This is a genomic window from Paramesorhizobium salinisoli, from assembly GCF_003335045.1.
In the GTDB taxonomy this organism is placed as follows: Bacteria; Pseudomonadota; Alphaproteobacteria; order Rhizobiales; family Rhizobiaceae; genus Paramesorhizobium; species Paramesorhizobium salinisoli.
In genome coordinates this window covers 23600-35723 of record NZ_QOZG01000005.1, presented here as the reverse complement: position 1 = coordinate 35723, position 12124 = coordinate 23600, and the positions used below count along the sequence as shown (strand labels likewise).

The 12124-nt window shown below is 60.1% G+C and carries 14 protein-coding genes; 9 read left to right on the top strand and 5 right to left on the bottom strand.

All coding sequences use genetic code 11. The annotated features are described in order from the left end of the window. The 4 genes from DUT91_RS12430 to hemB all read right to left on the bottom strand — a co-directional run bounded on the left by DUT91_RS12430 (position 1) and on the right by hemB (position 3511). On the bottom strand, positions 1 to 900 hold the full coding sequence (locus DUT91_RS12430) for a DMT family transporter (RefSeq protein ID WP_114440743.1): 900 nt from the start codon (positions 898 to 900) through the stop codon (positions 1 to 3). Positions 901 to 1008: 108 nt separating this feature from the next. Continuing rightward, the gene (locus DUT91_RS12425) at positions 1009 to 1755 is read right to left on the bottom strand and encodes an arginyltransferase (protein ID WP_114440742.1); all 747 of its coding nucleotides are present in this window, start codon (positions 1753 to 1755) and stop codon (positions 1009 to 1011) included. A 125-nt stretch (positions 1756 to 1880) separates the two neighbouring features. Further along, positions 1881 to 2351 (bottom strand): RDD family protein, encoded by a 471-nt coding sequence (locus DUT91_RS12420; protein ID WP_114440741.1) that lies wholly within the window; start codon positions 2349 to 2351, stop codon positions 1881 to 1883. Between the two features lie 116 nt (positions 2352 to 2467). After that, the gene (gene hemB / locus DUT91_RS12415; protein WP_114440740.1) at positions 2468 to 3511 is read right to left on the bottom strand and encodes a porphobilinogen synthase; all 1044 of its coding nucleotides are present in this window, start codon (positions 3509 to 3511) and stop codon (positions 2468 to 2470) included. 177 nt (positions 3512 to 3688) lie between these two features. Between hemB and DUT91_RS12410 the strand changes: the two genes are divergently transcribed. From DUT91_RS12410 to ldtR, 3 genes are all read left to right on the top strand, one after another. Continuing rightward, positions 3689 to 4774: an enoyl-CoA hydratase/isomerase family protein gene (locus DUT91_RS12410; RefSeq protein WP_114440739.1), complete on the top strand. Its 1086-nt coding sequence runs from the start codon at positions 3689 to 3691 to the stop codon at positions 4772 to 4774. Next, on the top strand, positions 4771 to 5193 hold the full coding sequence (locus DUT91_RS12405) for a DUF6163 family protein (protein WP_114440738.1): 423 nt from the start codon (positions 4771 to 4773) through the stop codon (positions 5191 to 5193). The genes DUT91_RS12410 and DUT91_RS12405 overlap by 4 nt, the downstream gene beginning before the upstream one ends. A gap of 177 nt (positions 5194 to 5370) precedes the next feature. After that, the gene (ldtR, locus tag DUT91_RS12400; RefSeq protein ID WP_114440737.1) at positions 5371 to 5886 is read left to right on the top strand and encodes a transcriptional regulator LdtR; all 516 of its coding nucleotides are present in this window, start codon (positions 5371 to 5373) and stop codon (positions 5884 to 5886) included. A 67-nt stretch (positions 5887 to 5953) separates the two neighbouring features. Here the strand turns inward: ldtR and DUT91_RS25785 are convergent, their stop codons facing one another. After that, positions 5954 to 6124: a hypothetical protein gene (locus DUT91_RS25785; RefSeq protein WP_160113642.1), complete on the bottom strand. Its 171-nt coding sequence runs from the start codon at positions 6122 to 6124 to the stop codon at positions 5954 to 5956. 149 nt (positions 6125 to 6273) lie between these two features. On the opposite strand from DUT91_RS25785, the gene DUT91_RS12395 reads away from it, so the two are divergent. The 6 genes from DUT91_RS12395 (at position 6274) to DUT91_RS12370 (ending at position 12122) form a co-directional block, all read left to right on the top strand. Next, the gene (locus DUT91_RS12395; protein WP_114440736.1) at positions 6274 to 7560 is read left to right on the top strand and encodes a L,D-transpeptidase family protein; all 1287 of its coding nucleotides are present in this window, start codon (positions 6274 to 6276) and stop codon (positions 7558 to 7560) included. 191 nt (positions 7561 to 7751) lie between these two features. Then, complete coding sequence (gene glyA / locus DUT91_RS12390; protein ID WP_114440735.1) at positions 7752 to 9071, top strand: serine hydroxymethyltransferase; 1320 nt, start codon at positions 7752 to 7754, stop codon at positions 9069 to 9071. Between the two features lie 89 nt (positions 9072 to 9160). Then, complete coding sequence (nrdR, locus tag DUT91_RS12385) at positions 9161 to 9643, top strand: transcriptional regulator NrdR (protein ID WP_114440734.1); 483 nt, start codon at positions 9161 to 9163, stop codon at positions 9641 to 9643. A gap of 19 nt (positions 9644 to 9662) precedes the next feature. Further along, positions 9663 to 10784 (top strand): bifunctional diaminohydroxyphosphoribosylaminopyrimidine deaminase/5-amino-6-(5-phosphoribosylamino)uracil reductase RibD, encoded by a 1122-nt coding sequence (gene ribD, locus DUT91_RS12380; RefSeq protein WP_425373794.1) that lies wholly within the window; start codon positions 9663 to 9665, stop codon positions 10782 to 10784. After that, positions 10784 to 11398: a riboflavin synthase gene (locus tag DUT91_RS12375; protein ID WP_114440732.1), complete on the top strand. Its 615-nt coding sequence runs from the start codon at positions 10784 to 10786 to the stop codon at positions 11396 to 11398. The genes ribD and DUT91_RS12375 overlap by 1 nt, the downstream gene beginning before the upstream one ends. A 262-nt stretch (positions 11399 to 11660) precedes the next feature. After that, positions 11661 to 12122, top strand: a complete 462-nt coding sequence (locus tag DUT91_RS12370) for a 6,7-dimethyl-8-ribityllumazine synthase (protein ID WP_114440731.1) — start codon at positions 11661 to 11663, stop codon at positions 12120 to 12122. Positions 12123 to 12124 lie beyond the last annotated feature (2 nt).

Here is a 12124-nt window from a genome sequence, read left to right as displayed (position 1 = left end):
CTACAGCGGATAACGCGGCAAATTGCTCCGGGCGCGGCGCGCGTCGCGCAATTGCCAGAGCGAGTGGACGACGAGCGTGACGATCAGGATCAGCCCGCCGACCAGGCTCTGGCGGCTCGGTGTCTCCAGAAAGATGATCCACACCCAGACCGGCGCGAGGATGGTTTCCAGCAGATAGAACATGCCGACCTCCGGCCCGGAAATATATTTCGGCCCGGTGGCGAGGCAGAGGAAGGCGATCGGCATCATGATCGCGCCGTCGAGGAGTATCCACTTCGGATCCGCGATCGCAAAGCCCGTATGGGTGAGCACCATGAATGCTGCCAGGAGGAAGGGGATGCAGGTGGAAAGGATCGCCGTCAGCCCCATATCCTCTCCGGTCGAACGGCTGATCGTGATGGCCGAGGCCATCAACAGCGTGGACAGGACCGCGACAAGGTCGCCCAGCCAGCGCCCCGACGAAAAGCCTTCGCTGACGATGATCGCAACGCCCAGGAGCATGAAGACCATCGCGATCAGTGTGACCGGTTTCGGTCTTTCCTTGAGGAACAGCCAGGAAAGCAGCGCCGCGAACATCGGATTGAAGGCGAGGATGAACACGAGATTGGCCGTCGACGTCATGAACACGGCGGAGAGGAAGGCGATAGAGGAAAGGCCATAGAGGAGGCCGACGAAATAGCCGGCCCGCGTTGGCACGAGTGGTCTGGCTTTCCCGCTCATGAACGACCAGATGGCCCAGATCAAAAGTGCCGCCGCGAAAGTGGTAGCGCTGCGCACCATCAGGATCGACCAGCTGTTGCCGTCGGAAAGCTTGATGAGCGGGATGTCGAAGGTGAGAAAAAGACCGCCTATGCCCGTGATGATCAGGCCCTTGCGATGATCGAACTGTGGCGCTGGCACGCGGTGGATTTCCCTGATTTGACGATGGAAAGCGCGCCGAATCGCGCCAACGCGGCAATATCTATCAAATTAAGAGAATGTTGTGAGGGATATCGAAGCCGACAGCCGTCAATCGCGCCGTTCCCACCCCTTCGGGCCGAGATGTTCCTGTGGCTTGAAGCGGATCTTGTACTGCATCTTTTTGGAACCCTCGACCCAATAGCCGAGATAGACATGCGGCAGCCCCAGGGCGACCGCGCGCTGGATGTGGTCGAGGATCATGAAGGTCCCGAGCGAGCGATCGACGATCTCGGGGTCGTAGAAGGAATAGACCATCGACAGACCGTCGGACATGACGTCCGTCAGCGCCACCGCGAGCAACTCGCCTTCGCCTTTGTGGCTGATGAAGGAATCCGGTCCCCGGCGGCGATACTCGATGATCTGCGTGTTGACATGCGTATCCTCCACCATCATCGCATAGTCGAGGACCGTCATGTCGGACATGCCGCCCTTGCGGTGGCGGGCGTCGAGATAATGGCGGAAGAGCGAATATTGTTCGGTCGAGGGCTCGGCCCGGTGGCTGTAACCGATCAGATCGGCATTGCGCTTCCATATCCGCTTCATCGAGCGGTTCATCCCGAACTCGCCCGCCAAGATGCGCACCGATACGCAGGCGCGGCAGGTCTCGCAGGCAGGCCGGTAGGCGATGTTCTGCGAGCGACGAAAGCCGCCCTGCGTCAGAAGATCGTTGAGTTCGTTCGCCTTGTCACCGACGAGATGCGTGAACACCTTCCGCTCGAACTGACCTTCGAGATAAGGACAAGTCGAAGGGGCGGTCAGAAAGAACTGCGGCGACTGTTGCGGTTGGTGAGTCATTCAATATCCGGTACACGCAAAGGTAATCTCAGCATGGACCCGTCTTGGAAAACGTCAATAGAAATCAATCTGTCATGCTTTCGGATGGCGGAAAATTGAACATTCCCGCCATCCCTAAGGGGATGTCAGGGATCGGTGCGCACCACAACCGTGCCCAGAAGCAGGTCATGCAGGGTTCTCTTGCGGTCGAGAAAGAGTGTCGCCAGCAGAATCAGCGGCGTCAAAATCACATTGCCGGCCCAGAACAGAACCGTATGGACGATCGCCAGCATGCTGTCGACAGGCTGCCCGTCGAGCCGTTCGAGCTTGACCCCCATCATCTGCATGCCCTTCGTCGCCTGGCGTGAACCGCCCAGCGTCATAGCGACATAGCCGAGCGCCACGACCGGCGCCATGATGCCATAGAGCGTCCAGCCGAGCCCAAGCGTCGCAACGCCCAGGATGGCGATGATGATGGCCACGGGAATGCAAAGCAGACCGACCAGCAGATAGTCGATCAGGAATGCGAATATCCGGCGCGTCCGCACACCTCTGTAGAGACGGCGGTCATCAAGGCGCGACGGGACGATCTCGCCGTTCAATACATTATCAGTCATCTCAGTTTCCCGGGTAACGGGCTCCTCTAACCGGCTTGAAACGATCCGGCGAACCGAAAATGGGAAATGGTGACGGCTTTTTCAAGAAAGCGCGCGGCAACACGGCCTTTTCATGGTTAAATCCCGCGCGCGAGCCTTTCGGCGACGTCGACGGCAAAATAGGTCAATATGCCGTCGCAGCCGGCGCGCTTGAAGGCGAGGAGGGTTTCCATCATCACCCGCTCCTCGTCGATCCAGCCATTGGCGCCCGCGGCCTTGATCATCGAGTATTCGCCCGAGACCTGATAGGCGTAGGTCGGCATGGCGAAAGTGTCTTTCAGGCGGCGGGCGATATCGAGATAGGGCAGGCCCGGCTTGACCATGATCATGTCCGCGCCCTCGGCCAGATCCTGTTCCGCCTCGCGGATCGCCTCGTCGCTGTTCGCCGGATCGATGTAATAGGTCTTCTTGTCGCCCTGTAAGAGCCCCGACGTGCCGATTGCCTCGCGATAGGGGCCGTAGAAGGCGGAGGAGAATTTCGTCGCATAGGACATGATGGCGACGTCGTTGAATCCGTTACGGTCGAGCGCCTCGCGGATCGCGCCGATCCGCCCGTCCATCATATCCGAAGGCGCGATGATGTCTGCGCCCGCCTCGGCCTGCGCCAGCGCGCCGCGCACGACCATCTCCACTGATTCATCGTTGACGATGATGCCGTCGCGCAGAATGCCGTCATGGCCGTGGCTCGTGAACGGGTCGAGCGCCGCATCGGTGATGATGCCGATCTCGGGCACTTCTTTCTTGATGGCGCGCACGGCGCGATTGATGAGATTGTCCGGGTTCGCGACATGGGATCCGGTCACATCGCGGAATTCCAGATCCTCGTGAGGGAAGGGCGCGATGGCCGGGATGCCTAGCTTCGCCGCTCTTTCTGCCTGCCGCACCGCCATATCCACCGAAAACCGCTGGACGCCGGGCATGGCCTCGACCGGTTCGCTGTGGTTGCTTCCCCCGCAAAGGAAGATCGGCCAGATAAGGTCGTCGACGGTCAGGCGATGTTCCTGCACCAGCCGGCGCGACCAGTCCGCCTTGCGCATTCGGCGCAGCCGGCGGCCCTGGGTGATCTCGTCCACGCTGCGGTTTCCACCGGTCTGCCGCATTTGGGAAAAGGCTTTGTTCATTTTCGTCTCCCTTCCGGGGCGTAGATGGGCTTGCAATGCCTGGATAGACAAAAGGCTTAGATAGGAATGTGACAGGGGTTTATCACGGGAAGAGAGATGAAACCAAGCCGAATGCCATGTGCGGCATTGACGCGGAGGCTTTCCCTTTCTACCCCTTTCTTTAAACGGGAGTCGGACGTGGAAGTGGATTTTGGCGGACAAGGCGAGATAGCATTCGAGCGGCGGGGATATGCGGGGCTCGTCCGCCTGACGCGACCGGCCTCGCTCAACGCGCTGACGCACGGCATGATAAAAGCGCTCAGGCGTGCGCTCATCGCATGGGAAGCCGATCCGCAGGTGGCCTGCGTCATCGTCGAGGGCGAGGGAAGGGCCTTCTGTGCCGGGGGAGATGTGGTTGCTGCCTTTAATGCCGGCCGCAACGGCAGTCCGCCTTATGAATTCTTCTCCGACGAATACCGGCTCAATGCCCATATCGACCGCTATTCCAAGCCTTATATCGCCTTTCTCGATGGCATCGTCATGGGCGGCGGCGCCGGTATCTCCGTGCACGGATCGCATCGCGTCGTGACGGAAAACACCCTTTTCGCGATGCCAGAGGTTGGAATAGGTTTTTTTCCTGATGTCGGCGGCAGCGCCTTCCTGCCGCATCTCCCCGGTCATTTCGGCGCCTATCTCGCCCTGACCGGCAACAGGATACGCCAGGGCGACTGCCTGGGCAGCGGTATCGCCACCCACGCCATTCCCGCGGCGGAGATTCAGCGCATCCGCTCCAGGCTCGTCGATACGGGCGATGTCGAGGCGACTTTCGCCAATATGGCAGATATGCCCGGGCCGGATTTCGAGACAGGCGCACAGACGAGAGAACTGATCGCGCAAAGCTTTTGCGAGCTGACGCTTGAAGCCTGTATTGCAGCCCTTTCAAAAAAGGCTCAAGCCGGCAGCGAAACAGCGCAAGACATCCTGGCCATTCTGGAAAGCCGGTCGCCAACCAGCCTTCACGTCACGTTCCGGCAGATCGCCGAGGGCAGGGCGCTCAAAATGGATGATTGCATGAGAATGGAATACCGCATTCTCAACCGCATGCTTGAAGGCCATGATTTCTACGAGGGCGTGCGCGTCGCGCTGATCGACAAAGGCAGCACGCCGCAATGGAAGCCGGCGCGGCATGAGGAAATCGCGCCCGGTGATATCGACGCTTATTTCGCGCCGCTCCCGCAAGGGAACCCACAAGGGGACCCAAAAGGGGAATTGACGCTGCCATGATGGAAGAGCAGTTGCGTCAGCGCATCGAGCCGTCACTTGCCGAATTGGCTTTCATCTGGTTCGTGCGGCTTCTGGCAATCTATTGCCTCGCGCTGGGTGTCGCCTACTGGATAAGACTGATCGGCCTGCATCAGGGCCTGCTCTGGCGTTTCGATCTGATGCCGTGGCAATGGCAGACGGCGGCGGTTTCGCTGGCGGTGCTTTTTCCCGTGGCGGCAACGGGCCTTTGGATGCGGGCGCCATGGGGCCCCGTGATCTGGTTTGTCGCGGCTGCGATCGAGACGTCGATGTATACGGTTTTCGAACGCATCTTTTCCGGCAATCCAATGGTCGGCATTACCAATGTCCTGATCCTGCTTCTCTATATCGCCTTCCGCGTGGTGATCTTCTTTCAGAAGCGCCAGCGTCGAAAGAGCTGATTTCCCGGGCGATGGGCGGGGCGAAGCAATGAAGTAAGCGATTGTTAAGCCTAGAATTGCTTCTTCTTTGGTAAGCTACTGTTAAGTCTGTGTTTTAATTCGAATTTTATGCGTGCCGGATATTGTCCCTCTCAACGGTGAGAAAAAAACACCGACACAACAGAGAGGCTAAAGGCAATGAACAACACCCAGCGCAAGACGGGCGCCGAAGCGCGCCTGCCCAAAGAAGAAACCGCTCTCCGCACGCTTTATCTCGAAGCATTGCAGCTTGTGGAGCGCCTGCACCGCCGTCTGCTCGACGTGGTCAAGGACGAGTTCGACCGCAATGGTCGAAGCGATATCAATGCCGTTCAGGCGCTGTTGCTGTTCAATATCGGCAATGCCGAACTGACGGCCGGCGAACTGCGCAGCCGCGGCTATTATCTCGGCTCGAACGTCTCCTACAACCTGAAGAAGCTTGTCGACATGGGCTTCATCCATCACCAGCGCTCCCGCATCGACCGTCGTTCGGTGCGCGTCAGCCTGACCCCCAAGGGCTCCGAGGTGGCGGAACTGGTTGCCGGTCTCTATGAGCGCCACATCTCCTCGATCGAGCAGGTCGGCGGTATTCGCGCCGAAGAGTTCCAGAACATGAACAAGTCGCTGCAGCGCCTCGACCGCTTCTGGAACGACACGATCGCCTATCGGATGTGATCGTTTCGGCCCATGCCGGGATCCTTAGGACGGCGCCTCGGTATAGCCCGCAGACGTTGCAGAAATGTCACGCGCACAAAAGTCCGGCATGCTCGCCGGGCTTTTTGCTTTCATCGAGCCGCTTTGGTCTTTTCAGCGCATGTTGCGACATGATTAAGCCATAAACGCGGGCATATGCGAAGAAGAGGAACGCGGAAGTTTCCGCGCCAGTTTCCAAGGGGAACAGTTCCTGCGCCAATGCGTTCCTGGCCACAAATGGCCTGGAGAGGAACGCCGGTAAGCAGTTGCCAATTATTAACGTTACCCTTGGTATTTTGCGGCCATATTCCGTCCTGACCGACGGCTTGGAGAACTTTGCACACGATGAGCAATTCAGGGAAATCGCCGATGAAGAATCTGCGGAAGAATCTCGAATCTTCCAAATTGGATCGCCGCCTGTTCCTGCGGGGCGCGGCAACCGCCGGATTATCGGTATTCGCCACCCACGCCTTCGCCCAGCCTATCATCAATGACGTTCTGGCTGCGCCGCGGCGCGGCAATTGGGACGATCAGTTCGACGCCCGCGCCTCGGGTGCCGAAAAGGTGGCGTCGAACCAGCCGATCATGAGCCCGGCCACGGTTTCTTATGTGCAGAACGCCATCGGATATTACAGCAATATCGTTGGTCAAGGTGGCTGGCCGCAGGTTCCGGGTAACGCGAAGCTTCAGCTCGGCGTGGTCGATCCGGCAGTATCCGTCCTGCGCAAGCGGTTGATGATCGCAGGCGATCTTTCTGAAAGCGCGGGACTTTCCAACGCGTTCGATACCTATGTCGATGCGGCGGTCAAGCGCTTCCAGAGCCGACATGGCCTCCCGGCCGATGGCGTGATGGGCCAGTTCAGCTATGCGGCGATGAATGTCAGCGCCGATGTCCGGCTTGGCCAGCTCCAGACGAATTTGCAGCGTCTCAGCGAACTCGCCAACAATGTTGCCGAGCCGCGCTTCGTCATGGTCAATATCCCCGCCGCGCAGATCGAAGCGGCGGAGAATGGGCGGGTCATGCAGCGCCACACTGCGGTTGTCGGCAAGATCGACCGGCAGACCCCCATCCTCGTTTCCAAGATTCATGAGGTTATCCTCAATCCCTACTGGACCGCGCCGAAGTCGATCATCCAGAAGGACATCATTCCGCTGATGCGCAAGGATCCGACCTATCTCACGCGCAACAAGATCCGCCTCTATAATGGGCAGGGCCAGGAAGTTGCGCCGGAAATGATCGACTGGAGCACTGATGAGGCCGTGAACCTGATGTTCCGTCAGGATCCGGGCAAGATCAACGCCATGTCCTCGACCAAGATCAATTTCCATAATTCCCATGCGGTCTATATGCACGATACGCCGCAGAAGACCCTGTTCAACAACCTCATGCGCTTCGACTCCTCCGGTTGCGTCCGCGTCCAGAACGTGCGCGATCTCGATGTCTGGCTGTTGAAGAACACGCCTGGCTGGGATCGCCAGACGATCGAGGCGACGATCAAGTCGGGCGTCAACACCCCGATCCAGGTTGCCGATCCGGTTCCGGTGCATTTCATCTATGTCACGGCCTGGTCGACCGGCGATGGCGTCGTGCATTTCCGCGACGACATTTACCAGCGCGACGGCGCCTCCGAACTGGCGTTGGGCACCAATACCTGAGCGTCACGCGCGCACATGTGAATGAAAGGGTCGCCATGGGGCGGCCTTTTTTTCGTTTATGACGGTTTTCAACCATTGCTTTTCGCGACCCGGCCATTGGCCTTGGTCAGCGAAATATGATAATGCGCCGTCATACTTTGACCTTTGACCGGCATCGACCTTTTGACCGGCAACCCGGAGGGATAGCTACCATGTCGCAGGCGAACGCTGCCTCAGCGCAGGCATTTTCGGAAACATTCTTCAACGCCAGCCTTGAGGAAACCGATGTCGAACTGTTCGGCGCGATCCGTAACGAACTTGGCCGCCAGCGGCATGAGATCGAGCTGATCGCTTCGGAAAACATCGTTTCCCGCGCCGTTCTCGAGGCGCAGGGCTCGGTAATGACCAACAAATATGCCGAAGGCTACCCGGGCAAGCGCTATTATGGCGGCTGCCAGTTCGTCGATGTGGCAGAGGAACTGGCCATCGAGCGGGCCAAGAAGCTGTTCGGCGCGGAATTCGTCAACGTGCAGCCGAACTCCGGCAGCCAGATGAATCAGGCCGTGTTCCTGGCCCTGCTGCAGCCGGGCGACACCTTCATGGGCCTCGATTTGAATTCCGGCGGCCATCTGACGCACGGTTCCCCGGTCAACATGTCGGGCAAATGGTTCAACGTCGTTTCCTACGGCGTGCGTAAAGATGACAATCTGCTCGACATGGACGAGGTCGAGCGCCTCGCCAACGAGCACAAGCCGAAGCTCATCATCGCCGGCGGCACGGCCTATTCCCGTTTCTGGGACTGGCAGCGCTTCCGCCAGATCGCCGATTCGGTCGGCGCATATCTCATGGTCGACATGGCGCATATCGCCGGTCTCGTCGCCGGCGGCGTCCATCCTTCGCCGGTCCCTCATGCCCATGTGGTCACAACGACCACCCACAAATCGCTGCGCGGCCCGCGCGGCGGCATGATCCTCGCCAATGATGCCGAGATCGCCAAGAAGATCAATTCAGCCGTATTCCCAGGCCTCCAGGGCGGTCCGCTGATGCATGTCATCGCGGCAAAGGCTGTGGCCTTCGGCGAGGCGCTTCGCCCGGAATTCAAGACCTATGCCCGTAATGTCGTGGAAAACGCCCGCGCTCTGGCTGAAGTCCTGAAGCAGAACGGCCTCGACATTGTCTCCGGCGGCACGGACAACCATCTCATGCTGGTCGATTTGCGCCCGAAGAACGCCACCGGCAAGCGGGCGGAAGCCGCCCTTGGCCGCGCCAACATCACCTGCAACAAGAACGGCATTCCCTTCGATCCGGAAAAGCCTTTCGTCACGTCAGGCGTCCGCCTCGGCACGCCCGCCGGCACGACGCGCGGCTTCGGCATCGCCGAGTTCCAGGAGATCGGCAATCTGATTTCGGAAGTGCTCGACGGGCTGAAGGTGGCCAATTCAGACGAGGGTAATGCCGCCGTGGAGAAGGCCGTGAAGGACAAGGTCGTGGCGCTCACCTCTCGCTTCCCGCTCTATCCCTACCTCGGCTGATACGCGGCAGTGCATATGGGAACTGATCAGTTCCCATATGGGGCTGATATGACCTAATCTGCCATCAAGAATCACGGCGGAAGAAGTTCATGCGTTGCCCATATTGCCAATCGGAAGACACACAGGTGAAGGATTCCCGCCCCGCGGAAGACGGGGCGGTGATCCGCAGGCGCAGGGTCTGCTCGGTTTGCGGCGGGCGCTTCACCACATTTGAGCGCGTTCAGTTGCGCGAATTGCTGGTGGCCAAGAAGAGCGGCCGTCGCGTTCCCTTCGACCGCGACAAGCTGATGCGCTCGGTCGAGGTGGCGCTGCGCAAGCGCCAGGTCGATCCCGAACGCGTCGAGCGCGCTATCTCGGGCATTGTCCGCCAACTGGAGAGCTCCGGCGAGGCGGAGGTGGAGTCCGAGGAGATCGGCCGCCTTGTCATGGATGCGCTGAAAGGCATCGATGACATCGCCTATATCCGCTTTGCTTCCGTATACCGCAATTTCCGCGAGGCGAGCGATTTCCACAATGTCATCGACGAATTGACCGTCAGGGACAAGCTGCCCGACGGTTTCGCGGACGATTAAACCCATGTCGGATCAGTCAATGCCGGGGGCTTCCTCAGCAATCAGCGCAGACGATCTGCGGTTCATGGCCGCCGCCATCCGCTTTTCCCGCAGGCATCTCGGCCTGACCGGCACGAATCCGTCGGTTGCCACGCTGATCGTGCGCGACGATGGCGACGGGCCTGTCATCGTCGGGCGCGGCGTCACGGCGATCGGCGGCAGACCGCATGCCGAACCTCAGGCGATTGCCGAGGCGGGCGAAAAGGCGAGGGGCGCTACGGCCTATGTGACGCTGGAGCCCTGCGCTCATCACGGCCGCACGCCGCCCTGCGCCCATGCGCTGGTCACGGCGGGCGTGGCGCGTGTCGTCGCCGCCGCGACTGACCCGGATGACCGGGTTTCCGGAAAGGGATACGCCATATTGCGCGAGGCCGGCATTGAGGTGGTCGAAGGCGTTCTGGCCGAAAAGGCCGCCGACCTGATGGCGGGTTACTTGATTCGTTCGTGCAGGAAGCGCCCGGAAGTGACTCTGAAGCTTGCGGTTTCCGCTGACGGCATGATCGGCCGCAAGGGCGAAGGACAGGTGCCGATCACCGGTCCGGTGTCGCGGGCGCAGGTGCATCTGATGCGGGCCGAAGCCGATGCAATCCTTGTCGGGATCGGCACGGCGTTGGCCGACGATCCGATGCTGACCTGCCGCCTGCCGGGGCTTGAACACCGCTCGCCGATCCGTATCGTGCTCGACAGCGATCTGCGCCTGCCGCTTTCCTCCGCGCTGGTGCTCTCCGCATCCGCCGTTCCCCTGTGGATCGCCTGCGGCGCCGACGCCGATCCCCGCAAGAAGCAGGCGCTGATCGATGCCGGTTGCCGTATCCTGGCGACGGAGAGCATCAATGGCCGCATCGCCCTGCCGGAGTTGCTGGAGGATCTGGCCGCGCAGGGCATCGCGACCGTCATGGTAGAGGGCGGCGCGAAAACCGCTGAATATTTCCTGGGCGAGGGGCTGGTCGATCGCATTGCGCTTTTCGAAAGTGCCGATGCGATCGGTACGGAGCAGGGGCTTGCCATGCCCGATGTTCACTCCCATATCGGCGGTTTCAGACCGTCCCGCGAAGCGCATTTCAGCGCCGATCGTTTCACCGAATTCATGAGGAAGCCCTGATGTTCACAGGTATCATTACGGATGTCGGCAAGGTCGATCGGATCAAGCCGCTGAATGAAGGCATCCTGCTGCGGGTCGAGACGGACTACGACCCTGACACGATCGAGCTCGGCGCGTCGATTTCGTGCTCCGGCGTCTGCCTGACCGTTGTGGGGCTTCCCGAAAAAGGCTCCAACACCAAATGGTTCGAAGTCGAGGCATGGGAAGAGGCGCTGCGCCTGACTACGATCGGTGGGTGGAAAACGGGAACGCCCATCAATCTCGAACGGTCCCTGAAGCTCGGCGACGAAATGGGCGGGCATCTGGTCTCGGGCCATGTCGATGGGCAGGCGGAGATCGTCGAGCGCAGGCAGGAGGGCGACGCCGTCCGCTTCAGGCTGCGCGCGCCGGACGCATTGGCTCCCTTCATCGCGCAGAAAGGCTCCGTCGCCCTGGATGGGACCTCGCTGACCGTCAATGGTGTCGATGGCAATGAATTCGACGTGCTTTTGATCCGCCATTCGCTGGAAGTCACCACTTGGGGTATGCGCAAGGAGGGCGATCGCGTGAATATCGAGATCGATCAGCTCGCGCGATACGCTGCGCGGCTTGTGCAATATCCGAAACAGGCATGATCCCGAAAAGTTGCAGACTTTTCGGATAAGATCATGCGATAAGCAAAATCCTGGGCATCATCCCGAACCGAAGCTCAGCGCCAACAACCGGCTGCAGGCTTTTCGGATGCGATCATGCGGTTAAAAGAAGACTGGGGCCGGATGCATGATTGAAATTGATGGCATCCTGCTTTAGAGCCATTGCCGAACGGCGGCCTTCGATTTTCCGCCAGCTTTCAGCGTCGACTGCAAGGCGGTCCGCATACCTGTCATGGAGCTTTTAATGGCCAAGAAAAAGGCGCGCGCGCCGCATCTGCTTATTGTCGAGGCGCGATTTTACGACGACCTCGCCGACGCGCTCCTCAACGGCGCCAAGCTGGTACTCGACGAGGCCGGCGCGACCTACGATGTGGTGACCGTGCCCGGTGCGCTGGAGGTACCTGCCGTCATTTCCTTCTCACTCGATGGCGCCGGGGGAGGTGGGGCCGAGTATGACGGCTATGTCGCCCTCGGCTGCGTCATTCGCGGCGAAACCTATCATTTCGACATCGTGGCCCATGAATCCTCCCGTGCCCTGATGGATCTCGCCATCGAGGAGGGCCTTGCCATCGGCAACGGCATCCTGACTGTCGAGAACGAGGAGCAGGCTTGGGTCCGGGCCCGGCGAGAGGACAAGGACAAGGGTGGTTTCGCCGCCCGCACCGCGCTGACGATGATCGATCTGCGCAAGAAACTGGGAGCCTGACC

What these genes read in the sequence shown, in the direction of transcription:
- hemB (WP_114440740.1), bottom strand. Translation starts at nt 3,511, where the DNA reads ATGAACAAAGCCTTTTCCCAAATGCGGCAGACCGGTGGAAACCGCAGC.
- DUT91_RS12420 (WP_114440741.1), bottom strand. Translation starts at nt 2,351, where the DNA reads ATGACTGATAATGTATTGAACGGCGAGATCGTCCCGTCGCGCCTTGAT.
- glyA (WP_114440735.1), top strand. Translation starts at nt 7,752, where the DNA reads ATGTCGCAGGCGAACGCTGCCTCAGCGCAGGCATTTTCGGAAACATTC.
- DUT91_RS12405 (WP_114440738.1), top strand. Translation starts at nt 4,771, where the DNA reads ATGATGGAAGAGCAGTTGCGTCAGCGCATCGAGCCGTCACTTGCCGAA.
- DUT91_RS12425 (WP_114440742.1), bottom strand. Translation starts at nt 1,755, where the DNA reads ATGACTCACCAACCGCAACAGTCGCCGCAGTTCTTTCTGACCGCCCCT.
- DUT91_RS12395 (WP_114440736.1), top strand. Translation starts at nt 6,274, where the DNA reads ATGAAGAATCTGCGGAAGAATCTCGAATCTTCCAAATTGGATCGCCGC.
- ldtR (WP_114440737.1), top strand. Translation starts at nt 5,371, where the DNA reads ATGAACAACACCCAGCGCAAGACGGGCGCCGAAGCGCGCCTGCCCAAA.
- DUT91_RS12370 (WP_114440731.1), top strand. Translation starts at nt 11,661, where the DNA reads ATGGCCAAGAAAAAGGCGCGCGCGCCGCATCTGCTTATTGTCGAGGCG.
- ribD (WP_425373794.1), top strand. Translation starts at nt 9,663, where the DNA reads ATGCCGGGGGCTTCCTCAGCAATCAGCGCAGACGATCTGCGGTTCATG.
- DUT91_RS12375 (WP_114440732.1), top strand. Translation starts at nt 10,784, where the DNA reads ATGTTCACAGGTATCATTACGGATGTCGGCAAGGTCGATCGGATCAAG.
- nrdR (WP_114440734.1), top strand. Translation starts at nt 9,161, where the DNA reads ATGCGTTGCCCATATTGCCAATCGGAAGACACACAGGTGAAGGATTCC.